The 24,188-nt window shown below is 56.7% G+C and carries 20 protein-coding genes and 2 riboswitches; of the genes, 8 read left to right on the forward strand and 12 right to left on the reverse strand.

What is annotated here, in order from left to right; translation table 11 throughout:
- Positions 1-493: 493 nt before the first annotated feature.
- The gene (gene mgrA / locus DQG13_RS22205; RefSeq protein ID WP_113022300.1) at positions 494-1,480 is read left to right on the forward strand and encodes an L-glyceraldehyde 3-phosphate reductase; all 987 of its coding nucleotides are present in this window, start codon (positions 494-496) and stop codon (positions 1,478-1,480) included.
- Positions 1,481-1,575: 95 nt separating this feature from the next.
- On the opposite strand, the gene yunB is transcribed toward mgrA, so the two are convergent.
- Both yunB and DQG13_RS22215 read right to left on the reverse strand, forming a co-directional pair.
- Entirely contained in the window at positions 1,576-2,325 is a 750-nt protein-coding gene (gene yunB / locus DQG13_RS22210; RefSeq protein WP_113022302.1) for a sporulation protein YunB, read from the reverse strand.
- A 128-nt stretch (positions 2,326-2,453) separates the two neighbouring features.
- Positions 2,454-3,338, reverse strand: coding sequence for an AraC family transcriptional regulator (locus DQG13_RS22215; protein WP_113022304.1), 885 nt, complete (start codon positions 3,336-3,338; stop codon positions 2,454-2,456).
- Positions 3,339-3,466: 128 nt separating this feature from the next.
- On the opposite strand from DQG13_RS22215, the gene DQG13_RS22220 reads away from it, so the two are divergent.
- The 6 genes from DQG13_RS22220 to DQG13_RS22245 all read left to right on the forward strand — a co-directional run bounded on the left by DQG13_RS22220 (position 3,467) and on the right by DQG13_RS22245 (position 9,579).
- Entirely contained in the window at positions 3,467-5,188 is a 1,722-nt protein-coding gene (locus DQG13_RS22220; protein ID WP_113022306.1) for a glycoside hydrolase family 2 protein, read from the forward strand.
- Positions 5,189-5,651: 463 nt separating this feature from the next.
- Positions 5,652-5,695: riboswitch (PreQ1 riboswitch) on the forward strand.
- A 105-nt stretch (positions 5,696-5,800) separates the two neighbouring features.
- Entirely contained in the window at positions 5,801-6,463 is a 663-nt protein-coding gene (gene queC / locus DQG13_RS22225; RefSeq protein WP_113022308.1) for a 7-cyano-7-deazaguanine synthase QueC, read from the forward strand.
- Positions 6,460-6,969: a 6-pyruvoyl trahydropterin synthase family protein gene (locus DQG13_RS22230; protein ID WP_113022310.1), complete on the forward strand. Its 510-nt coding sequence runs from the start codon at positions 6,460-6,462 to the stop codon at positions 6,967-6,969. The genes queC and DQG13_RS22230 overlap by 4 nt, the downstream gene beginning before the upstream one ends.
- Positions 6,962-7,807 carry a 7-carboxy-7-deazaguanine synthase QueE gene (gene queE / locus DQG13_RS22235; RefSeq protein ID WP_113022311.1) on the forward strand — a complete coding sequence of 282 codons (846 nt, stop codon included), beginning with the start codon at positions 6,962-6,964 and terminating at the stop codon, positions 7,805-7,807. The genes DQG13_RS22230 and queE overlap by 8 nt, the downstream gene beginning before the upstream one ends.
- A 24-nt stretch (positions 7,808-7,831) precedes the next feature.
- Entirely contained in the window at positions 7,832-8,329 is a 498-nt protein-coding gene (gene queF / locus DQG13_RS22240; RefSeq protein ID WP_113022313.1) for a preQ(1) synthase, read from the forward strand.
- The gene (locus DQG13_RS22245) at positions 8,329-9,579 is read left to right on the forward strand and encodes a DUF445 domain-containing protein (protein WP_113022315.1); all 1,251 of its coding nucleotides are present in this window, start codon (positions 8,329-8,331) and stop codon (positions 9,577-9,579) included. Before queF ends, DQG13_RS22245 begins: the two co-directional genes overlap by 1 nt.
- Positions 9,580-10,187: 608 nt before the next feature.
- Here the strand turns inward: DQG13_RS22245 and DQG13_RS22250 are convergent.
- The 8 genes from DQG13_RS22250 to DQG13_RS22285 all read right to left on the reverse strand — a co-directional run bounded on the left by DQG13_RS22250 (position 10,188) and on the right by DQG13_RS22285 (position 19,871).
- Positions 10,188-12,005 (reverse strand): APC family permease, encoded by a 1,818-nt coding sequence (locus tag DQG13_RS22250; protein WP_113022317.1) that lies wholly within the window; start codon positions 12,003-12,005, stop codon positions 10,188-10,190.
- A 208-nt stretch (positions 12,006-12,213) separates the two neighbouring features.
- Positions 12,214-12,404, reverse strand: a riboswitch (cyclic di-AMP (ydaO/yuaA leader).
- A gap of 181 nt (positions 12,405-12,585) precedes the next feature.
- A complete protein-coding gene (locus DQG13_RS22255; RefSeq protein ID WP_113022319.1) occupies positions 12,586-12,870 on the reverse strand; it encodes an STAS domain-containing protein in 285 nt (94 codons plus the stop codon).
- Position 12,871: 1 nt separating this feature from the next.
- Complete coding sequence (locus DQG13_RS22260) at positions 12,872-14,881, reverse strand: methyl-accepting chemotaxis protein (protein WP_258525809.1); 2,010 nt, start codon at positions 14,879-14,881, stop codon at positions 12,872-12,874.
- Positions 14,882-14,911: 30 nt separating this feature from the next.
- The gene (locus tag DQG13_RS22265) at positions 14,912-15,310 is read right to left on the reverse strand and encodes an ATP-binding protein (RefSeq protein ID WP_113022321.1); all 399 of its coding nucleotides are present in this window, start codon (positions 15,308-15,310) and stop codon (positions 14,912-14,914) included.
- 16 nt (positions 15,311-15,326) lie between these two features.
- Positions 15,327-16,775, reverse strand: a complete 1,449-nt coding sequence (locus DQG13_RS22270; protein WP_113022323.1) for a SpoIIE family protein phosphatase — start codon at positions 16,773-16,775, stop codon at positions 15,327-15,329.
- Positions 16,776-16,901: 126 nt separating this feature from the next.
- Positions 16,902-17,921 (reverse strand): Gfo/Idh/MocA family protein, encoded by a 1,020-nt coding sequence (locus DQG13_RS22275; protein WP_181592922.1) that lies wholly within the window; start codon positions 17,919-17,921, stop codon positions 16,902-16,904.
- A 1-nt stretch (position 17,922) separates the two neighbouring features.
- On the reverse strand, positions 17,923-18,687 hold the full coding sequence (locus DQG13_RS22280; RefSeq protein ID WP_113022327.1) for a sugar phosphate isomerase/epimerase family protein: 765 nt from the start codon (positions 18,685-18,687) through the stop codon (positions 17,923-17,925).
- A 17-nt stretch (positions 18,688-18,704) separates the two neighbouring features.
- A complete protein-coding gene (locus DQG13_RS22285) occupies positions 18,705-19,871 on the reverse strand; it encodes a Gfo/Idh/MocA family protein (protein ID WP_113022329.1) in 1,167 nt (388 codons plus the stop codon).
- Positions 19,872-20,034: 163 nt separating this feature from the next.
- On the opposite strand from DQG13_RS22285, the gene DQG13_RS22290 reads away from it, so the two are divergent.
- On the forward strand, positions 20,035-20,892 hold the full coding sequence (locus DQG13_RS22290) for an AraC family transcriptional regulator (protein WP_258525810.1): 858 nt from the start codon (positions 20,035-20,037) through the stop codon (positions 20,890-20,892).
- 432 nt (positions 20,893-21,324) lie between these two features.
- On the opposite strand, the gene DQG13_RS22300 is transcribed toward DQG13_RS22290, so the two are convergent.
- Both DQG13_RS22300 and DQG13_RS22305 read right to left on the reverse strand, forming a co-directional pair.
- Positions 21,325-21,654 (reverse strand): hypothetical protein, encoded by a 330-nt coding sequence (locus tag DQG13_RS22300; RefSeq protein ID WP_113022334.1) that lies wholly within the window; start codon positions 21,652-21,654, stop codon positions 21,325-21,327.
- Between the two features lie 360 nt (positions 21,655-22,014).
- A complete protein-coding gene (locus DQG13_RS22305; protein ID WP_113022336.1) occupies positions 22,015-24,159 on the reverse strand; it encodes a glycoside hydrolase family 52 protein in 2,145 nt (714 codons plus the stop codon).
- Positions 24,160-24,188 lie beyond the last annotated feature (29 nt).

Raw genomic sequence — 24,188 nt, forward strand, 5'->3', positions numbered from 1 at the left:
CAGCCCCAATAAAATTTCCAATTCGCTTCTTTCAGGGGCTTGACATCTTACCGCTGGACTTTTGCTCCGAACCTTGGACCTCCTAGGGCGTGTCTGATAACTCCGAGGGGAGCAGCTAATGCCCAAATTTTCGTTCCAGGCAAGGCACTTTCGTGAAGGCGTACCGGGGGTACGTCAAGCGGAAGTAACGAAGCAAGGGACGAAAAGGCGGTGAAAGATGCCCTCAAGCGGGTTTTCAGACACGCCCTAACNAGGGACGAAAAGGCGGTGAAAGATGCCCTCAAGCGGGTTTTCAGACACGCCCTAACCTGAAGGTAAGCAAGGCAACCTTTTTTCACTTCTTTTCCCGCCACACTCTTTTGTTTATAATAGCCTCATACCCCATAACCTGCAATCCATGAGCAATAATCCAACAGCAGATGCTCACGAAACCAGTTTTTCGGATAGGCCACAAAGTGGCAACCAAACTCAAAACTTTAAGGAGGAAGCTTGCATGAGCTATCAAGCGGCACCGAAACGGTACGACTCGATGAAATACAACCGCTGCGGACGCTCCGGTCTGAAGCTGCCCGCCATTTCCCTGGGGCTGTGGCATAATTTCGGAGGCGTGGATACCTTTGAGAACGGACGGGCCATGATCCGCAAAGCCTTTGACCTGGGCATCACCCATTTTGACCTGGCCAACAATTACGGCCCGCCTCCAGGCTCGGCGGAGCTGATGTTCGGACAGCTGCTGAAGACCGACCTCGCCCCTTACCGGGACGAGCTGATCATTTCCACCAAGGCCGGCTACCACATGTGGGAAGGCCCTTACGGCGACTGGGGCTCCCGCAAATATCTGCTGTCCAGCCTGGACCAAAGCTTAAAGCGCATGGGCCTGGAGTATGTGGATATTTTCTACTCCCACCGTCCCGACCCGGAGACTCCCATCGAGGAAACCATGATGGCCCTGGACCAGGCTGTCCGCTCAGGCAAGGCTCTCTATGTAGGCATCTCCAACTACAGCGCGGAGCAAACCGCCGTTGCCGCCAAGGTTCTTAAGGAGCTGGGCACCCCGCTTCTGATCCACCAGCCCAAATACTCCATGCTGAACCGCTGGATCGAAAACGGTCTCCAGGATGTCCTGGAGGAAAACGGCGTAGGCAGCATTGCCTTCTGTCCCTTGGCCCAGGGGCTCCTGACCAACAAATATCTGGCCGGTATTCCCACAGATTCCCGGGCCGCCCGCAACGGCTTCCTGAAGGAGCAGGACATTACCGAGGAGACCATAACCAAGGTGACCAAGCTGATCCAAGTGGCGGAAGCCCGTGGTCAATCCCTGGCCCAAATGGCCCTGGTCTGGGCTCTCCGCGGCGGACGGCTGACCTCCGCCCTGATCGGCGCCAGCCGCGTCAGCCAGATCGAGGAGAATGTAGCGGCCCTCGCCAATCCGGATTTTACCCAAGAGGAGCTTGACCTCATTGAGGAGATTTTGAAATAAGGCTCATACCCGCACAAGCACCAATAAACACAGCCTTTGCCGCAAGGGAAGCTTCCCCCGGTAAAGGCTGTGTTTGGTTTCATTCTTCCTACTTCCTATTTGTCCTTGCCTGTGATGGGCAGGCTGGACTGCTCCTTCAGCTGGGGCAGAGAGACACTGGGGGGAAGCGCCGCTGACCCGCCTACAGGATTGCCCTTATTGTCCATATAGTACATGGGAGTGCCGCCCACCACCAGCACATAGGTTACCGGAATCTCCGTTTCCACCACCTCGGGTTCGGAATCGAAGGGGATGATGACGGAGACTTCAGCGATGATGCGGATGTACACCTCCACCAGAATCATGTTGATCCCGGCGTTTTCGTAGCGGGTATTGAGGGACACCTGGGCGCTGCCCATGGGAACCAGACGCACCGGCACCTTGGGGCCGAAGGAGGCCAAGAGGGCGCTGCCCATGGCCTGCCCCAAAGGAATATGCTCCGGCATAGTCTTCAGGCTCAGCAGTTGGTTTTGGACAGTGGACACCGTATCCGCCGTAATGCGCATATGCTCGGCATAATTCAAGACGAAGCTGGAGACATTGCCGTTATTGTCCCGCTGCCACTCGATCAGCTTGTCGTAATTGGCCCCCCGGGATAAACGGTCGGTGATGGCGCTGTTGATGGCTTGGGTGGCGATCTGCTTCACCCGCACCTTGGCCAGATTCATCAGAGGCGGCTTCAGATTTTTTTCCACAAAAATAAAGGACTGCAGCGCAAACGCCATGGTAATGAAGAGAAGGAGAAAAACAATCCGCCTCCGCCGCTTCCTCTTGGGGGGCCGGCCGTAAAATCCGCGTTTTTGCATAGACTTGCCTCCTGCGGCTTGATCCGTGGGAAAATCCGTGGAAAAGACCAACCGGTCCTGCCGGGGACGGCCGGTACACATTCTCGTATAAGCCTATGCGCGGGTTTCGGAAAATATTGCCCCGGGGATTATTCCTCCCCCCGCTCCTGCCTCCATTCCCCTTTGGGGGTGGCGCTGCGGTACGCGGAGGGGGACATGCCGGCAATTTTTTTGAAGGCTTTGCTGAAATGGAACTCGTCATAATAGCCGCAGGCGGAGGCAATCCGCTTCAGAGGCTCATCGGTATGCTCCAACAGCCGCAGGGCGTGCTCGTGACGAACCTTGTCCAGGTATTCCTTGGGGCTTGTCCCCAGCTCCTCCAAAAAACGCCGCCGCAGCTGGCGCAGACTGATGCCGCAATCCTCCGCCACCAAAGACAGCCGGATATCCGCGTAATAGTGGGTATCCAGATAACGCTTGGCCGCCTCCCAGGGGGGCGGGCCGCTGCTTCCGGGCCCTGCTCCCGATGCGGGACGCTCCTGTCCGCCCCGGGCAGTCTGCCGGCGGGAGACGGACCTGATCAGCCGCAGCAGCAGATTGCAGGCGGCGGCTTCCCGCCCGTCGTCACCGGGGGCCCAGGCCGTGCGCAGGGCCTTGATCCGGCCTTCGCAGTCCTCCCGGTCGGCGCCGCGCAGCGCCTGAACCTCGGCCATTTCCAAGGCTGCAAGCTCCCTGACCTGCCATGCGCCATTATGGCGGGTAACCGCAGCCGCCTGGAACAGGATCATGGTCATATGAAGGGGGTTATCCGTATCCGACATCATCCACAGCTCCCGCCCGGGCCGCAAATACAAAAGACTGCCGGGACCCACCGGGAACTCCCGCCCGTCCAGCGTAAAGAAGCCCCGCCCTTCATGCACCCAATAGAGACTGTGCACGTGAATGGTCCGCCGCGGGTCCTGCCAGCCCGGCAAGGGCGGTTTGTCATAAATCAGTTCAATCTTGAGCATCAGCTCGGAAAAGCGAATGGCCATGGGCGTTCCCTCCTGTTCCGTTTACGCGTATCCTATCCCAATTGTACATGATTTCTGTCCGTTTTTTACATGGAGGATCGAAGCTTTCAATGATACGCTTGCCGTAGAAAACAAAGGAGGCAAGAACCATGAACCGCACATTTATAGATCATACCGTACGGCAATGCAGAAATTTGGACGGGCTTTGGGATTTTGTCACAGATCCGGAGGATATGGGGCTGACTCAGGAATGGCAGAAGCAATTTCCGGCGAACCACGGGCAAATGTATGTGCCCGCCTGCTGGAACAATGAGCTGGGGCTCTACGATTACCGGGGCGCCGCTTGGTATCGGACCCGGATCAACGTTTCCGGGGAGCAAAACCTGCAGATCATCTTCCATGCCGTGCAAGGCTTTGCCCAGGTATATTGGGATGGCGAGCAGGTGGCCGGGCACTTCGGGGGCTTTACGCCATTCTCCTTTGTTGTGTCCCATGCTGTCCCCGGCGTACATGAGCTGGTGATCCGCACGGACAACCGTCTGGGCGAGGATACCATTCCCTATCATGCGGTGGACTGGTTTCACTACGGCGGCATTATCCGCCCGGTGGAGGTTCAGGTGCTCCCCGATATATTCATTGAAGGCTTGAAAATGGAATACAGCCAGGGCTCCGACGGGCAGCTTGAAACCTCCTGCCGCGTCACTCTGCGGTCTTTGGGGGAAGCAGCCTCGGTGCCTGTTGCATTGACCCTGGACGGCGTAACAATCGGGGAACAAACGGTAGGGGTGCCTGCCAACGGAACGGTTCACGCGGCCTTCTCGCATACCCTGCCGAATCCCCGGCTGTGGGATGTGGGCCGGCCGGAGCTGTATATGGTCCGCGCCGCAACGCCGGAGGATGATCTGGCGGACCGCATCGGCTTCCGGTTCATCCGGGCGGCGGAGGGCAAGATTTATTTGAACGGCAAGGAAATCCGCTTCCAGGGGGTAAACCGCCACGAGGAGCATCCGGAGTGGGGCTTCGCCTTTCCGCCCAAGCTGATGACGAAGGAGATCGCCCTTCTGAAGGAGTTGGGCTGTAATTCTGTCCGGGGCAGCCACTACCCCCAATCCCCGTATTGGATCGATTTGCTGGATGAAAACGGGCTGCTCTACTGGAGCGAAATTCCCATCTGGGGAGCGCATCTGCCCGTGGAGGCCACCGGCAATCCGGTGCTGGAGGAGCGGGCCAGAACGATGATCGGGGAAATGATCCGCCGGGATTTCCACCATCCCTGCATCCTGTTCTGGTCTGTGCACAACGAGATCGACACCCGCAGCCAGGAAGCGCTGCACTTGAGCCAATCCCTGTCGGGGCTGGTCCGGGAGCTGGACCAAAGCCGTCTGGTAGCCTACGCCACCATGCATCCGCTGACGGACATTGTGATGGGCTGCTTCGATGTGATCGGCATCAACTACTACCATGGCTGGTACAACGGGAAAGTGGAGCAGTTTGCGGACATGCTGGCAGGCTTCCACAAACATGCCGCCTCCCTGGGCTGTGCCGATAAACCCGTCCTGATGACGGAGTTCGGCGGCGCAGGCATTTACGGGGACACCGGCTGGGAGCCGCGGCTGTTCAGCGAGGATTATCAGGCGGAGATTCTGGCCAAGGCGCTGCGGATTTTCCGCGGGGACCCGAAGCTAAGCGGCACCTTCATCTGGCAATTCGCCGACATCCGCGGCGATCTGCGCAGCGAGCGGGGTTTCTTCCGCGACCGGGCCAGAAGCTTCAACAACAAGGGGCTGCTGAACGAATACCGCAAGCCCAAGCTGGCCTACCGGGTGGTGCGGGATATTTACCGGGCGGACCGGTATCCGCTAACGGAATAAGGCGGCGCAGGACATCGCCCTTCGGGCGTATGGCTTCGGTGGACAGCTACCGCCTTCAACTTCGGCCTATAACTCCCGGCGCATAGCTTCCGGAGGTACGGCTACCGGCGCGGTTCGAGTATGAAATTTCATATATAAAACCCGGCGACTACCCCGAATTGGCACTTGGATATGAAATATCGATTACAATTCAGCACAATGGCTCCCAAGAGCCGATTTGTAACTGATTTTTCGAGTATAACGCCCCAAAATACCTCTTCTCGAAAAATTATAGTCGAAATTTCGAGTATAACCTCGCAGTAAAGCCCCTTCCCATATTTGGGTGAGGGGCCTTTTTGATGAACGCCGTTCCCTTGTGGTATAATGAAATATCCGGCCTACCCGCAACATGCTGCGGCCGGTTCACAATTGAATAACAAATCTGCACCGAAAAGCGCATGCTCACGAAGCGGCGTTTGTTCCTGCAGGAGAGGTTCGCGAACTCCCTCTAAAAAAAACTATTGACTCCTTCAGGCCGGGCTTTTTTTCGCCGCGGTTCTCTGAGGCTTGTTTTTTGCGGATATCCGGTCCTCTCGTTTTTCCATGACTATTTGGAGAAGGAGAGATTTTTTTATGCTCAAAAATGAAAAAGCCTTTGTTGTTTTCAGCGGCGGCCAGGACAGCACCTCCTGCCTGTTCTGGGCCAAGTCCATGTTTGCCGAAGTGGAAGCCGTCACCTTCGATTACGGCCAGCGCCACAAGGCGGAGATCCAATGCGCCACGGAGATTGCCAAGGAATTAAACATCCGTCAGACCATTCTGGACATGTCCTTATTGAACCAGTTGGCTCCCAATGCCTTAACCCGTCAGGATATCGACATCGACCAGAAGGAAGGCAAGCTGCCTACAACCTTTGTGGACGGACGGAACCTGCTGTTCCTGAGTTTTGCCGCCATCGCCGCCAAGCAGGCAGGGGCCCGTCATTTGGTCACGGGAGTATGCGAAACAGACTTCAGCGGATATCCCGATTGCCGGGATTCCTTCATTAAATCCTTGAATGTGACCTTGAATCTGGCCATGGATTACCCCTTCGTCATTCATACGCCCCTGATGTGGCTGGACAAGGCGGAGACCTGGCGGCTGGCGGATGAGCTGGGCGCGTTCCAGTTTGTCCGGGAGAAAACATTGACCTGCTATAACGGCATTCCCGGCGACGGGTGCGGGGAATGTCCCGCCTGCAAGCTGCGCCGCGCCGGTCTTGAGAAATATCTACAGGAAAAAGGAGGCTCACAATGACTCACGACAATCACACATGCGGCCCGGGGGGCTTTGCCATTCCGGAGCGGGTCCAGCGTCTGGGAGAGGACATCAGCCGGGAGCAGCTGCGGTATCATGAACGCCGGGTCATGGTGGTGAAGGAATTCACCTTTGATGCCGCCCATCATCTTCACGCTTACGAGGGCAAGTGCATGAACCTGCACGGCCATACCTATAGAGCAGTCTTCGGGATCAGCGCCATTCCCGGGGAGACAGGGCTGGCGATGGATTTTGGGGATATTAAGGATATCTGGAAAAGCTCCATCGAAGGCTGGCTGGACCACCGGTATCTGAACGAAAGCCTTCCTCCCATGAACACCACCGCCGAGAATATGGTGGTCTGGCTGTTCCGGAAGATGGAGGAAGCCCTGCAATCCCAGCCGTACCGCTTGCAAATCCGGGAAGGCCGGACGGAGTTTGTCCGCCTGTTTGAAACCCCCACCAGCTATGCCGAGGCCAGACGGGAGTGGATGGTGGATGAGTAGCACACAGCGGTCAATCGGGAACGGCGGTGTGCAAGCCGCCATCCCGGTTCTGGAGATTTTCGGGCCGACGGTCCAGGGGGAGGGAATGTCCATTGGGCGGCGGACCATGTTTGTGCGCACCGCAGGCTGCGATTACCGCTGCTCCTGGTGCGATTCCGCCTTTACCTGGGACGGCAGCGCCCGGGAAGAGTTGCGGAGGCTTGGCGCCGAAGAAATATGGGCGGAGCTTGCGGCTTTGGCCGATGGCGGCTTCGACCACGTGACCCTGTCCGGCGGCAATCCCCTCCTTCTTCCCCAGCTGGGCAGTCTGGTGGAGCTTCTCCGCAGCAAGGGCATCCGCATCGCTGTGGAAACACAGGGCTCCGTCTGGCAGGATTGGGTGCTGCTGACGGATGAGGTCACCCTCTCGCCCAAACCTCCCAGCTCCGGCATGATAACAGATTTGGAGCAGTTGGATGTATGGGTGAACAGGCTGGCGGAGAGCGGCACCGGGAACAGCGCCGGAACGCATGCTGCCGATGGCCGTGGGGGCAGTGGCCCCGGAATAAGCGCGAATACCGTATGCCCAGGGCCTGCGTACAGCTTGAAAGTCGTGATTTTCAACCGGGAGGATCTGGACTATGCGTCCGGGCTTCATACCCGTTATCCGGAGGTTCCCCTGATTCTGCAAACAGGCAATCCCGAGCCGGTAGGCGGCGAAACCGGCGGCACGGCCCTGCGGCTGCTGGCGGCCTACGAGAACCTCCTGGGAATGGTTATGGAACGCAAGGAATTGAAGGACGTGCGGGTGCTGCCCCAGCTCCATGCCCTGGTTTGGGGCAATAAACGCGGGGTATAGGCATTAGACAAGGAGGCCGACACAATGGCAGGAAGACAAGCGGATGAAATGCAGGATTTAACCTTGCTGGGCAATCAGGGTACCCGGTACCCCCAAGACTACGATCCCTCTGTGCTGGAGAGCTTCGATAACAAACACCCGGGGCGGGATTATTTTGTGAAATTCAACTGCCCCGAATTTACCAGCCTTTGTCCCATTACCGGGCAGCCGGACTTCGCTACCATCTACATCAGCTACATTCCCGATATCAAAATGGTGGAGAGCAAATCGCTGAAGCTGTATTTGTTCAGCTTCCGCAACCACGGGGATTTTCACGAGGACTGCATGAACATCATCATGAACGATTTGATTACCCTCATGCAGCCGCGGTATATTGAAGTATGGGGCAAATTTACGCCGCGCGGCGGCATTTCCATCGATCCCTACTGCAATTACGGGAAACCCGGCACCCCCTTCGAGGAAATGGCTCGCCACCGGCTGATGAATCATGATCTTTACCCCGAAAAGGTGGACAACCGATAATGGAATCCAAAACACGCAGGATTGCCGGCATCTCCCTGTTTATTATGGGGGCGGGCTTCATTGCAATGCTCCCCTTTCAAAAATATGCCGCTGCCCGGCTTTTGGCAGGGGCTTTTGAAGCGGGGCTGGTGGGCGGTCTGGCCGACTGGTTTGCGGTGACGGCTCTGTTCCGGCATCCCCTGGGCATTCCCATTCCGCATACGGCGCTGCTGCCGCGGAACCGGGAGAAGATGACCCAGGCCCTGGTCACCATTGTGCAGAATAACCTGCTCAACAAGGAAAGCCTGGTGGACAAGCTGCGGGAGCTGGAGGTGGCGGAGCGCCTGATGAGCGCTGCCCGGAAGGGGCTCGCCTCCGCCCGCTTCAAGGACATGGCCAAGGCCTGGGTGCTCTCTCTGCTGTCGCGCCCCTTGGACAAGGTATGGAACGGGGCGCTGCCCCATATCTCCCGCTTTATCCGGTCCCGGAACTGGGCGGACGGGCTTCTGGAGCTGGCCGGGGGCGAACCTGCCGCCCGGCAGGCCACGGAGAAGCTCTTGGACATGGCCGTGGACAAGGGAACCCGCTGGGTGGTCACCGACGATGCCCGGCGCATGATGGGGAGGCTGGCCATCACCGCTATCGGCAGCCTCAAAATGAACGGACTGATGCAATTTGCCGTCAACGCGGCGCTGAACTATTTTGACGAGGACCAAATCGGCGGGGCTATTCAGCTTGCTCTCGTCACCAAACTCCGGGAGATCAGCCTGGAGGGCCATCCCACCCGAGAATCCATTCTGGCTTCCCTGAAGAAGGAATGGGACGCCCAGACAAAGTCCCCGGAAAACCGGGAGAAGTGGAATGCCAAACTCCAGGAGCTGCTGGGCAACTGGGTGGACGGCGAAAAGCCTCTGGCCTTTCTGGAGGAGCTGCGGACGAAGCTGCATGATCAGATCGAAAGCGGAGAGCTGCTGGAAAACCGGGTGTTTCCCTTTGTGGAGGAGACGGCGGAGGAGCTCAGCCGCAACGACCGGCTGCTGGCCACTGTCAACAGCTTCCTTCAGGACATGACGGTGCGGTTTCTGGAAGCCAATCATTCCCGCATCGGCGGGTTGGTCCGGGAAAACATCGAAAAGATGGACAATGATACCCTGATTGCCCTGGTGGAGGACAAGGCCGGCAAGGACCTCCAGTGGATTCGGGTCAACGGCGCCGTCTGCGGCTTTTTCCTGGGGCTGGTGTTCACCACCGTCCGGATGCTGCTGGGGTAGCGGGGCTGTGCTGTCCGCTTGCCGGCGAGGAATTTTTGCGGCGGCTTGGGGTTAGTGTGCTTTTTGAAAAGCCGGATGTCTTCCGGGGCTCTTCTTTTGAGGGCAGCCGGATGATAGCGATCAGCATTTGTATGCTATTCGCCTGCAATGCCGTTTTTTACACCAATAGCATACATGAAATGATTGCTATGTAAGGCTTTCTGCTCTATTTTGAGGATTACAGGAGCCTTAGCAAACATTTTATGTATGCTATTCTTAAGTTTCCGTCAATTTTTGCTAAATAGCGAATATTTGTTGACGCTTACACACTCCACTACCAGCAATCAGACTCACCATACCGATCCCACTCAGCATACGCCTTACCGGTTCCACCACCATATGCCGTCCCCATCCCACCCACCATACGCCTTATCGATCCGACTCACCATACGCTATACCCATCCCACCCACCATATGCCGTCCCCATCCCACTCAACCTACGCCACGCCGTACACCCCAGCCTATGCGCCATGCCGTAGCGGCCGCCCCCACTCCTGCCATGCCACCAGAAAAAGACCATTCCCCTGCACCGCAGCAGTCATAGGAATGGCCTTTAGTACGTCCCGGGCTTACTTGTTCAAGTGATACGGCACGGTGGAAATGGTCACGTCCTTATATTTGAACAGATAGTAGCGGATCAGCAGGCTGGTTTGATTGTGCAGGATATTCTGCCACCAGTGTTTGGGAATGAACTGCGGGATCAGGATGGTAATATGCCCGGTCTCCGAGTTCTTCCATTCCACCGTTTCAATGAACTTCACCAGCGGCTTGATGATGCTCCGGTAGCGGGAGCGCAGGACAATGAGGCGCACGCCGCAATCCCACTCCTCCCACTTCTTCTCCATCTTCTCGATGTCCTCGTCATCAAAGCCGATGTACACCGCCACAATGTTATCCGTCATGGACTTGGCGTAGCTGATGGTGTTCATCACCACCCGGGTAATGCCCGCCACCGGAATCACAATGGTATTGCCCTTGGCCACCGGCTTGTCTTGAACCAGATCAATCCGCAGCTCATCGGCAACGGCCATATAGTGGCGGTGGATCTGCTGGAACATGATGTACACCACCGGCAGGAAGATGAATACCATCCAAACCTGGCTGAATTTGGTGAACAGGAAAATCAGCGTAATCGCCAGGGTGGTCAGCATCCCGATGCCGTTGACGACAAACCGCACCAGCCAGCCCTGGGGCTTCAGCCGGTACCATCTCCGCATCATCCCCAACTGGGACAAGGTAAAGGGAATGAATACCCCGATGGCGTAGAGGGGAATCAGATTCTCCGTATAGCCGTCGGACACAATGGCCAACACCCCGGCCAAACAGCCAAGCACGATAATGCCGTTGGAGAAGCCCAGCCGGTCGCCGCGGATCATAAAGGCGTGGGGCATGAACTTATCCTTCGCCAGCATAAAGGCAAGCAGCGGAAACGCCGCATACGCCGTATTGGCCGCCAGGAACAGGATCAGGGCCGTAGCGCCCTGAATGAAGTAGTAGATCGCTCCCCGCCCGAAGGCCGCTTCGGCAATCTGGGAGACTACCGTAACATCCTTCATGGGCGAAATGCCGTAGAAATAGGCCAGCAAGCTGATGCCCAGGAACATGGAGCCGAGAATGATGCCCATCAGCGCCAGCGTAGCCGCCGCATTCTTTTCGGCAGGGGCCTTGAAGCTGGGAATGGCGTTGGAGACCGCCTCCACCCCCGTCAGCGCCGAACAGCCGGAGCTGAACGCCTTCAGCAGCAGGAACAGGGAGATGCCGGATACATCCAGGCCAAACTCCGCAGGAGCAGCCTGCACATCTCCGGTGGCCACCCGAAAAAGCCCCACAATGATCATCAGGAAGATCCCGGCCACAAACAAGTATACGGGATAGGCCAGCACCGCGGCGGACTCCGTAATGCCCCGCAGGTTCATAATGGTCAGGAACAAAATCATGACAAGAGCAATTTCAATCCGGTACGGATGCAAATTCGGGAATGCCGAGGTCACCGCATCGGTAGCCGCGGAGGTGCTGACCGCCACGGTCAGAATATAGTCCACAAGCAGCGAACCCCCCGCTACCAGACCGGTCCGCACGCCCAGATTATCCTTGGCCACAATATAAGCGCCGCCGCCGCCGGGATAGGAGAAGATGGTCTGGCGGTAGGATAGCACCAGAATCGTAAGCAGGGCCAGCACCGCAAAGGAAATGGGAATGGAATACCACAGGGCTGCAAAGCCCAGCGTAATCAGCACGATCAAAATTTGCTCCGTGCCGTACGCCACCGAAGACAAGGCATCCGAGGACAGGATGGCCAGCGCCTTCAGCTTGCTGAGCTTTTCGTCTCCCAGCTCATGGGATTTCATAGGTCTGCCGATCAAAAACCGTTTTAAGCGCAATAACATCGTTTTTTCCCCGCCTGTGTTGTTTAATAGGTACCCCTAAGCTGAATGCGAACGGGAAACCGGGAAGTAAAATCCACTCTTCGTCTTGGTTAGAATTTGTCCTTCCGCCGCATCATATCCTCTTTCACCGCCCAAATGCCCATCCATTTTCAGACAGCAAAAAGACACCACGAAGAGCTTCTCCGTGGCGCCAACGCACCAAGAGTCCCCTTCCCCTTATCAACGCTTGCGAGGTTAGCTGCCGGATTCGGGCGGCAAGAGTCGCCCTACCTGTACGTCTCTACAAGCCCGCACAGGATTCACCCCGTTGTTCCCGTCAGGCCCCAAAATCAAAGCCCTCCGCGGAACAGTTGGTTCCCCCGTATCCCGCATGATGCGGGATTTCAGCGATTTCACCAGGAACATCCAATTGTGATTTCGTAAGGTACAGAACGTATGTTACTCTTTCGGAGCCTTCTTTGTAAAGGTTCGGATTCAAAGAGAAAGAGGCCAGATTCCGCTTGCCGGTGTGGATGGAAGCGATTTCTGTCCCCTTATTCAGCCATTCTCTCGATTGTTCTGGCTGTATCTCGGTTTATCGTTATGGGAGAATTTCAAATACGTTATTCAGGCGGGTCAGCTGGAACACCTTCATGACATTGGGCGCCAAAGCCTGCAATCTGATCTTGCCGCCTGCTTCCACGCACTTCTTGTAGGCGCTGACGATAACGCCCAGCCCTGTGCTGTCGATAAACCGGCAATCGCTAAAATCCAGAAGAAACTGGGTTGTTCCGTTGCTCACATACCCCCGCATGCTCTCTCTGAACAGAGAGGCTTCCTCAATGGAAAATGTGGGAGGAATGCGTATGACCTTTTCCTGCTGCATGTTAGTCACCTCTTAATTTAATATTCTCCACCATACCCTCCAGCTCATTGGCCATGGCGCTGACCTCCTGGGCGGATGAAGCAAGGTTGCCGACTGTAGAGGACTGCTCTTCGATGGCGCTGGACACACTCTCGCTGTTGGCTGCGGTTTGTTCGGAAATGCTTCCCATGGAATCAATCAGGCCGATGATCTGGTCGGAGGTGGCCACCTCGTCCCGGGTGATCTCTTCAATTTCCTTCACATTATGGGTGATGACCTGAACAGTGTCAATAATATGCATAAAGGCGCGGTCTGTTTCCTGGACGACATCCACCCCTTGGGTAACCGCGGAGGAGGCTCCTTTCATGGCTGCTACAGCCTTGCCGATCTGGTCTACCATCCCGCCGACCAGCTCCGAGATTTCGTTGGCATGTTTGTTGGATTCCTCGGACAGCTTGCGGACCTCTCCGGCCACTACGGCGAAGCCTCTGCCGTTCTCCCCGGCGCGGGCGGCTTCGATTGCGGCATTCAACGCCAGCAGATTGGTCTGCTGGGCGATGGCGTTAATAACGCCCACAATCTCCGTCACCGTGGCGGATTGAGTGCTGAGCGAGGCCAGAATGGCCTCTGTTTCGCCGGTGCTGACGCTGATGGTTTCCATTGCTTTTACCGTTTCCTGGACACGGACACGGCCGTCCTGGGCGGCTTTGTCGGAGGTATCCGCATTCTCGCTGGCTGCGGAGGCTTTATTGAGGGCCAGCTGGACCAGACTGGACAGCTGCACCAGCACCTGGGACGCGTTGACCACCGACGCGTTGTTGTTTTCGGCGCCGGCGGCAATCTCCTGCATGTTGGCGCTGATTTCCTCAATGGAGGCGTTGATTTCCTCCGAGGAGGCCGCCATCTCCTGGGACATGCCCATGAGCAATTGGGAGCCGTCGCGGATTTTGCGGATCATCATTCCCTGCTTGTCGACCATCAGGTTGAAGGATTCGCTCAACTGCTGGAACTCATCCTTGGAGCGGATCGCCGTGTGCACCGTCAGGTCGCCGTCTCCGGCCAATGCCATGGCCTTCTGAAGCTTGCGGATGGGACGGATAATCCCCATTTCGCTCATGAGATAACCCATGACCAGGGCAATCAGGATACATACCAGAGTAATGACAATGGTATCGTTGCGGATTTTGAAGGCTGGAGCCATATACTCGTCATAATTGGCCGTTGTGGCGACGATCCAATTGCCGGCAGGCTCAAAAACCACATACTTGTAGATGCCGTCAAAGCTGTAGAAGCCTGCCTTGGCCTTGCCGGCAAGCACATCCTTGACCAGAGCATTCATTTGCGGATAGCCGTTGTCCGTGAAATTTTCCTGCAGCACCTTGTCCGCAACGGGATGGGAAACCAGCAGGCCGGTTCTGTCCAACATGTAGGCATAGCCGCTTTCGCCAACCTTAACGTCGCTGACGGCTTGGGTAAGAAAGGGAAAGGAGATGGTTGCCAGCAGCACACCCTGATTGCTTCCGCCGCTTGCCAAAGGCAGGGCAATCACCACCACGGGATTATTGCTGTCCTTGGAAATCAGCACCTCGCTTGTAGCGAGGGCGCCGCCAATTGCCTGCTTGAAATAGTCCCGGTCCTGCACATCCAAATCCGGTGTGGCGGAGGAACTGGTTACCAGGGCTTTGCCCTTGGCATCCGTTACCACAAGAAGCTCGGTCAGACCGGCGTTATCCTTATGTATTTGGGATAAATACTGGAAAGCCTCGTTTTTCAGCGCGGTGTCCGAGGTCCTCTGAGGAAGCTGCGCCAAGGTATTATTCTTGACGATGATCTGCAGGTTCTGGCGAACCTGCTCCAGCTTCCCCTCCACTTCCTTGGAAGCGGAGGAAGTGGTAATCGCCAACTGCTCCTCAATGGTGGACTGCAGGGCATCGGATGACAGGCTGTAGGACAGGATGCCGGACATTGCCAGCGGAATACAGATCAGCAGGAACAAGAGTGTGCTTATTTTGACTCGTAAACTCAGCTTCATTTCGTTCTCCTCCATCTCCACAGGGGCGGTCTACTGGCATTCCAGGATCTTCACAATGTTAATTGTATTGTCCACCATCTCCACATGATCGGAAAAGCTGCGGATCAGATACAACCCTCTGCCGCCTTCGTCCAGCAGCCGGTCTTCATCAATATCCAGCGGAATTTCCCGGAAGCCCGACTTCTTCCCCGTGTCCTCCACCTGCAGATTCAGATGTTTGCCGTCAAGGGAGTAGCGGATATAGATGGGCTTGGTGCAATCCTCGCCGTTTCCGTGAAAATAAGCGTTGGCCACGGCCTCGGCAAGAATCAGCTTTACATCAAAAGCAATTGGCTCCACATGCGGACCCAGGTCCCGGATAATCCCGTCGATCAGACCCTGGTGATGATCCAAACCAAACAAAACCACTTCTTTCACACATACTGCCATCCAGATCTCCCTGCCTTCACCTGATTGTCAACTCCAGCCACGTACAGTCGTCCTGCAACATGGAATCCTGTGTCGCCCGCTTCAACGCTTCATATTCCCAATATGCAGTCTCCCCGCCTTCAAGCAGCTCCAAACCGTCGGTATAAAAACAAAACCGGTCCCCGGAGGAAAAGGGCACACGTACGGAATCGAATTTGCTGTTTTCAAACATCCCTACGGGAGCGCCCTTCACCTGCAGCTTCCTCCACCGGCCATCCGGGGCGCAGTGGTCAAATTCATTGATGCCCGCCGCCGCCGCGGTAAGCGTCCCCTCCCCAAAGTCCAGCAAAAAGCAGCAGACGGCAATATAGTCCTCGTCCAGATGGCGCACAATTTTCAAATTCAGATCCCGCAGCACATCCTGAGGATGGGAATGCTCCTGCACGCTGTCAAAAAATAAAAGCCGCATGGCGGAAATATTCAGCGCCGCCGTAATTCCCTTGCCGGTCACATCGCCGATGACGCCGATAGCCTTGTCCGGGCCAAGCCGGTGAAAAAAGTAAAAGTCGCCGCTTAAGGTTCCGGCGGGGACATACAGCTTCCGGAAGCCGGCCCGGTCCGGCAGGGGAAAATCCGCAGCCAGCCGGCGCTCCTGGAGCTGCACCGCCCGCCGGATTTCCTTCTTGCTGTCCGTCACATCCCGGAGCAGCAATTGGGTGGCGCTGACCCCGGCGAAGCTCACCGGCGCGCAGACAATATCCAGATCGGCGGCGCGCCCATCGTTGAGCACCGCCTTGATCTCCACCCGGGTGTTCTCCGTAGCCTGGTCCAGGTAACTCAGCACTTTATTTTCCCTGCTTTTCAAAAATCCCCGGTGAAAGAAGCTTTGCAGGCTGCAGCCTACCATCTGCTCCCGTCCCAGGCCAAACAGCGCCTCAGCTTGTTTGTTGGCAAACAGCACCATGTCCTCGCGGAACACAATAATCGCATCCGGGCACAGTTCCACCAGATTCCGGTACCGCTCCTCGCTTTCCTTCAGCAACAGATCCGCCCGGACCCGCTCGGTGACATCATGGACGACGGAATAGATGCAGTTTACCCCCAGCATCGTAATCATGCCGGTATGAATTTCCACATACATGGCCCGGCCGTCTGCCCGTTGGTGGCAGTCCATCAGGATCTGGTTGGTTTCCTTCCCTTCCTTCACTCGGTCCACAAAGGGATTGTCCATCGAAATGCCGGCTAATTGGGCCATGCCGCCTGCGTCCGTGGCCTTCAGGGCCTCAATGCTCATGGCCTTCAGTTCGGACAAGCGGTAGCCGTAAAAATCCAACGCCGCTTTGTTGGCGTCCACAATTCTTCCGTCTGCCGGGTCTACCAGAAGCGTCACCAGATGATTGTTGTCATATATACAGCCGTAATGCTCCATACAGGTTTGGGGAGAGGGATTGTCCTGCAGGTTTTTGCATGAATGGTGGTTGCTCATCGAGTGGTCCACTCTTTCCCTAAATAGGTTATTTTAATCAGTATACCATATTTTATATTTCATTTGTCGTCCTAAATCGACATCCGCTGACAGCAAAAAAGCCGGCATTGTATGCCGGCTTAAGGATTAATAGGTATGAACGGTTTCTTTGGCGTGACTTTTGGAGGAGGCGTAAATGGCGTCCAAAAGACCCATGGAAGCAGCCGCCTCGCTTAACCCGGTATACTCCTTCACGCCGGTTTCCCTGCTCCGGTAGTATAGGGCCACCAGCTTGGCATGGCCCTTGCCCCAGTAGGACTTGCCCAGCTCCGCGGCGGAATCGCTGGCCAGCACTTCCTCCGCCCCGTCCCTGATCAAGAGCAGGCGGTTGTCCGTGTAGCGCAGGAGCCCTTTTTCCATATGCATTTCCACAAAAAACGGGCTGTTGCCGGAATAGCCGTTGGTGGCATAGAAGAAGCCCTTCTTGCCGTCCTTGTAATACAGGGTGGCCTCCGCCGTATCCTCCACTTCAATGACATCCTGGAGCACCCGGGTGTCCGTGGTTCCTTTGACGGCTTCCACCTCGCCGCCCAGGTGATACAGCATATCCAGCATATGCACCGCCTGGTTGATCAAGAGGCCGCCGCCTTCGGTGGCCCACTTGCCGCGCCAGTCCTCGGAGCGGTAATATTCCGGCGTCCGGTGCCAGGTAAGGATGCAGCGCAGGCCCAGCATCCGGCCCAGCTCGCCCCGGTCAATCCATTCCTTGGCTTTTTCCACGGAAGGGTTGAAGCGGTTCTGAAGGATAACGCAGCAGGTGACACCCGACTTTTCCACCGCCCGGACAATCTCACCGGCCTCCGCCGCGTTCAGGGCCACCGGTTTTTCCAGGACGATGTGCTTGCCCGCCTCCGCGGCCCGAATCGCCATCGGCGCATGGAGATAGTGGGGCAGGCAGATATGGACGGTATCCACGTCAGGGTCAGCCAACACATCCTCTGCCCTGGTAAAGCTTTTGCAGCCGTATTGCCCCGCCAAAGCGGCGCTCCGCTCGGGGATGATGTCGCAGACTCCGTACAGCTTGGCATCCGCCGCTTCCGCTATGGCCGCGGCATGCACCGGACCGATGGCCCCGCAGCCGAGAATGACGGCATTTCTTGCGCCCATATTATGCGAAACCTTCCTTCTTGAGGTTGTTGTAGCTGATCGCCAGGCTGTCGAAGGCTTCCGTCGGGCCGGCATCCCGCTCGATGAGATACCACTTCACCTTGGCTTCCTCGGAGGCCTTGAAGATTTCCGGCCAGTTCAGGTTGCCTTCCATTACCTCGGACATAATCTGCTTGTCGTCGGCGATGGCCAGATCCTTGAAGTGGATGGCATCCACCCGTCCGGCCAGCTTGCGAATCCAGTTGACGGGATCTACCCCGCCGTATTGCAACCAGTAGGTGTCCAGAGTGAACATGAAGGTTTCCGGATTGGTTTCCTCCACGAGAATATCCATGCCGAATTTGCCGTTAAATTTCTCAAATTCAAAATGGTGGTTGTGATAGCTGAATTTCAGGCCGTTTTTGCCCAACTCGTCGGCAATGGCGGAGAACTTGCGGGCGAAGACCGGATAACCGTCCGCATTGCGGAATTCGGTAGGCAGGCCGCCCAGACCGGCAATGCCGCAGCCCAGGGTATGGTGATCCTTGATAAGGCTGTCCAGCTCATCCACGAATTTGGAATATGGCACATGGGTCAGCACGATCTTAAGGCCGTGTGAATCGGCGATGGCCTTCAGCTCTTCGGCCGGCAAGGCCGCCTTGATGCCCGAAGCCTGGATGGTGGTGTAGCCGATCTCGCGGACTTTCTTCAGCGTTGCATCCAGTTCCTCGGCGGTGTTGGTGTAATCCCGCAGGGTGTACATTTGGGCGCCCAGTATTTTGGTCATGGGGATCGTCTCCTTTATCAGTGGGTTCCGGCCACGTCTGCGACCCGTTGGACAACATCGGGCTTGACGTAGGTGGAAGCTTTAATTTTGTCCTGAAGCAGATTGTAGAATCCGTCGTGGTCAAAGTTCTCCAGATCGGCCCAGCTGTCGGTCCAGGCGGAATAGTGGATGCCGTTGGAGATCAGGAGGCCAAGAACCCCTTCTTCCCCGGGAGCCAGCAGCTTCTCGCCCTTCAGAATGGCATTGGTGAAATTCTTCATGATGCCCACATGCTGCTCTCCGCCGTTGGTATCCGCGGGAACCTCACATTTCCAGGCCTCCGGACGGCCGAAGGGAGCGGTGTTGGTCTTGTTGAATTCCCGTTCCGACACGCGGTTGCGGTGGAAGGTGATCACATTCTTCTCCACGACGATCTTGCCCATGTCGCCGGAGATTTCCAGCCGGTTGGTGCCCGGAGATTCCGCTGTGGAGGTGATATATACGCCGCTGGCGCCGTTTTCGAATTCCATATAGGCGGTGACATCGTCCTCCACCTCAATATTGTAGAACTTGCCGAAGCCGCAGAAGGACCGCACCCGCTTGGGCATGCCGAGAATCCATTGGAACAGGTCGAGATTGTGGGGGTTCTGGTTGATCAGCGTGCCGCCGCCTTCTCCTTCCCAGGTGGAGCGCCAGGTGCCGGAATCATGGTAGCATTGGGGACGGTACCAGTCGGTGATGATCCAGACGGCCCGTTTGATGCCGCCCAGCTCTCCGCTTTTCACCAGGTCGCGAACCTTCTGGTACACCGGGTTGGTGCGCTGGTTGTACATGATGCAGAACAGCTTGTCTGACTTTTTGGCCGCTTCGTTCATTTCCAGCACTTGCTTGGTATATACCCCTGCCGGCTTCTCCACCAGCACATGCAATCCATGCTCGAAGCCCTGAATGGCAAGGGGCGGATGGTCATAGTGGGGCACGGCGATGAGCACGGCGTCGATCAGGCCGCTTTTGTACATGGACAGGGCGTCCTCAAACACGGGAACCTCGGGCAGTGTCTTCGCGGCCCATTCCCTTCTTTCGGCGCTGATGTCGCATACGGCTCCCAGGACCAGGTTGGGCACCCGCTTATCCAGGTGAATGTGGGTGGCATGGGAGGTTCCCATATTGCCCAACCCGATTATACCAATTCTTACTTTATCCATAAGCTAACGCGTCCTCCTTTTTTCAATCCACGCACTCCATACGAAGCGCTGCTGAAACGGTTTCATACTCCCATTCAATGTACCATTAAGGGCTTGCGCCAGCTATACAATCCTTGTTTGATACTATGCAAATCTTGCGGTAATATGGAGAGGGGTGAGACATGTGAAAGCGGACCTGACGAGAGTCCGGCATACGTCGTCGGACGGCTCCTTTTCGATTCATCACAGCCGGGACGAAGTGCCCAATCCGGACCATTTTAAGCTGCATTATGAGCTGGGCTACGAGCTCTTTTTGTTCCTGGAGGGAAACGGCACCTATATCATCGAGGGCAACCGCTACGAGCTGTCCCCCGACTCCCTTCTTATTATGAATTCCACCGAGCTGCACGCCTTATCCATCTCGCCGGATCATCCCTATGAGCGCATTGTGCTCACGCTGAAGAAGGATTTTCTGCCTCCTTTCCTGTCCCACGGGGTGGATTTTTGCCGATCCCTCAAGTACCGGAAGCTGGGGCACGGCAATTTGATCCAGGGAGAGCTGGTGCGCAAAAACGGAATTCTGGACTATTACGGGAAGCTGCTGCGGCTGCTTGCCGATCCCGGTCCCGAGGAGGAATTTGTAGCCAAGTGCATCATCGCGGAGCTTCTGGCCTCCGTCAACAGCATCAAGGAAAACGAGCTGCTGAACGCCCAATTGCATAAGCCGGCCATGACCAAAATCGGCGAGCTGCTGGAATACATCAACGCCAATCTCAACGAGGCGCTGACCCTGGACGCTTTGGCGGAGCGATTCTTCCTCACCAAATATCATCTGTGCCATATTTTCAAGGAGGCGACAGGCTACTCCATCAATCAATATATTTCCTACAAGCGCATCCATATGGCGGACGCCCTTATGCTGGAAGGTTATGCGCCGACCCAGGCCTGCTTCATGTCGGGCTTTAACAGCTATTCCAACTTCTACAAATCCTACCGCAAGCTCACCGGGCGTTCCCCGCGGCATTTCAAAAGCGGTCAATAAGCGATCAATCATTAGAAGAATGACAAAAAAGCTCTTGAACTCTCTCAAGAACTGTAGTAGTTTAATAGTTGTAAGCCTATTTTCCATTTAAAGGAGGTGCCGGCATGGAGAAGATGATGAACATGATGATGGCCAAAATGCAGGAATGCGACGAAATGACCACCATGATGATGGACATGATGCGCGACATGAAGAAGGTTTCGATGTAAGACGTTGCAGGTTTGCCGGAATCTGGACCATTCCCGCAAACAGATCAGGCTGACGGACAAGCGGACCTCCGCAGGACCGCCGGCTTGCTTGGCCAAGCAGACCGCTGCACGGCCCTTCCTAATATTCCCGGACAAGCGGACCTCCGCATCCCGGGACCCTACTGACGCATTCGGTCAAGCAGACAGCTGCAGACCGGTGTTTTTTTAAATTTTACGGACCTTTTTACCCCAGCTGCCGAAGGCGGATTCCGATCCGGGTACGCTGCCGCTTCAGCTCCAACGCCTCTTCCCGCAGCGCCAGCTCCTCGCCCTTGCGGCTGAGGGAGCGGATTTCCCGGTACAGGACCAGCATCCGACCGTTGATCTCATCAAACCTGCGCCACAGCTCCTCCTTGGATTGCAGCCTCGCCTCCCGGCGGATCAGCTGCTCCCTGTTATAGAGCCTCCCGAGAATTTCCTGCTGCCATGCCGTATCTCCCAGGCTTCTTGCCAGGTTGTATAAATCCAGCTGATCGTTCACCCATGCTCCGGCAATTGCCTGTGCAGAACCCATGACCAACATCTCCGTCCTTATCCGGCTTCAATTTTATACCTAGTATTATACTAGGTTTTTATGGTTTTGCAAGAAAAACCTCAGCCTCCGGTAAAAAACTGTCCGCCTATAAAGTCCGGCAGGCTGGAGTTTACAGGAGAAAAAGGGAGCAATAACGGAAAAGCGCCTGCCGTTATCACTCCCTTATTCGAGCTTGCAATGAAATAGCCATCCATGCTGCGTTTCCCGCCGCACCTTTAGACCGATGAAATGTCGGAGAGGCCCCTCAAACCGGCTTTGCCGGTTTCGAGGCTTCCATAACACTATCCGGCCTGCGGCAAGGACCAGTGTTATTTCAGGGTAGCGGAACATCCCCTTCCGCTATTCCTCCAGCCAGAGAATTGCGGTCACACCCCGGGGATAATACTTGCTGCCCTTGGCGAATCCGGCCAGAATCTGGTCGCTCCAGCTCCAGATGCCGTTGCGGGGATCGGTGAGCCAAGCCGCATGGGCGGCGTCTGCCCGCTGGCCCGCTTCATCCCGGGGCAAACCCAGAATATGCCGGGCAATAAACTGGCACAGGTAAATTTTGCTGAGCCAGGAGTTGTCGCTGGTGGACGAAAGCTTCCAGCCCCCGTCCGCGAACAGGCATGCGCCCTCCGTCAATACCGTACGCAGATGGCGGTCCAAGGCTTCCAGGTAGGCCTTGTACGGTCCCTGGCGGTCCAGGGCTGCGGCACAGCCGGCTGCGTAGGGAAATACCAGCCCCTCTATGGCGGGGATGATCCGGGAGTCGTTGTCTTCGTGAATGACCGCCGGAATGTAGCCGTCCTCCGTCATGTGGGCGGCTAATGTATCCGCGCAGCGCCTGGCTTGGAGAGCGGCCAGCGCGGCGGCTTCGGACAAGCCGCGGGAGCGGAAAACCCGCTCCAAGGCCACATATGCCGCCCAGCATTTGCCCGCCAGGTAAATATTGTTCCGGGCCTGGCCCAGGGATACGTCCAGGCTGTCGTAGGTGGTAATTTCCGCGCCGGTTCCGCAGCGGGAGCTGTCCAGTCCCATAATGCCGTTGCGCTGTTCCGGGTCGGGATGATCCCGGTTGGCCATGCTGGCCAGACATTGCTCCAGAAGCGGCAGCTTCCCTTTCAGCCAGCCGGCATCCCCGGACCGGTGGGTGTAAACGGCGGCGCAAAGCACCCAGTTGACCAATTGCTCATGGGTCATATACGAGAAGCATCCGCTCAAATCCGGCTGTTCGTAGCTGGAATAGCCGGGAACCGAAAATGCATTGGCCACCCCCATGTCATGGGTGAAGCTGATCCCGCCGGGATACAGCCGCTCCTCCCCGGGAAACCGGACCTGGTCGGTATAGCTGAAGCGCTCCGCAAACATATCCAGCTCGTTTTTGACTGTCCAGGGATTCATCCGCAGTTCAAAAAACAGCTGGTCCACCGTCAAATCGAAGGTGTTCATCATCCGGTACTGCCCTTCGTTCACCACCCAGAAGGGGCGTCCTGCCCGATCCAGCAGTTGGGTATTCCCGTAATAGCTGCGGATGGAATGGATTAGCATAAAGCGCTGGTCCTCCGACAGCTTGCTTCCGGAGAGCATGGCGTCGGAAGCGGTGCAGCTGCCGCCGATGGCTTCGTAATGGTCCAGCGCGTATTGGGCCACCTGCTCAATATTGGCAAAGCAGCGGGTATACCAATAGCTCATGTCCTCTCCTGCGGTGACATAGCCTGCCCGGTAGAAGCAGATGGCAAACCGGAAGGTCCGCAGTTCCCCTGCGGGGGTTTCCATAATAAAAGCGGCGACTCTGCCCAGGCCGTTTTGGGCCGGATGTCCGGCGGAGCTTTGCAGAATGATTTTTTCAATGGTACTGTGCTGCGTGGAATGGACATCGGCATCCAGCGTGGCGATAGCCGTGTGGCGGCCCTGCCCGATCCCCTTCATCCCGGAGGCGGTCTGGAAGCGGCGCATATGGGAGTAGGGGTCCGTCCCTTGGTACCCCAGCATGGCCTTGCGGGGACGGCTGCCTTGTCTGTTGTCCACGGTGATCTCCGCCAGCACCGCCGGCACCAGCGCCTCCCGAAGCTCCGCTTCTCCCGCTGTTTCCGGATTGGGCACCGGCCGGACCTGGGACAGAATGCGGAGGGTCAAGTCGCCCGCCTGCCAGGTGTCCGTTCCTAAGCGGAACTCCCGGCGGATTGCCTCCTGCCGGAAAGGGCGGAGCAGCGCTTTGCTCTCCTCCTCCCCGGCAGCTGCGTGGTCCGCCAGCGTAAACCATTTGCTTTCATCAAAATTGTCTCCGAAGAAGGGAAAGCCTTCGTATCCCGCCCCTTCCGCGCGCTCCAGAATGGCGTACACCTGCTCCCGGGGCGGCTGGGCCCGCTCCAGATCAAACCCTCCGGCTGCTCCCGGGTAACCCAGGGTAAAGCTGGCATATGCCCCTATGGGGGAATGATGGGCGTTAAAAAACGGATTGTGCAATGGAGGCTTCTCCTGGGATTCGGACAGCCTTTTCATATGTTTGCCTTCCTTTCTTCCCGATGCTC

The sequence above is a fragment of the Paenibacillus sp. YN15 genome, from assembly GCF_003285005.1.
In the GTDB taxonomy this organism is placed as follows: Bacteria; Bacillota; Bacilli; order Paenibacillales; family NBRC-103111; genus Paenibacillus_AR.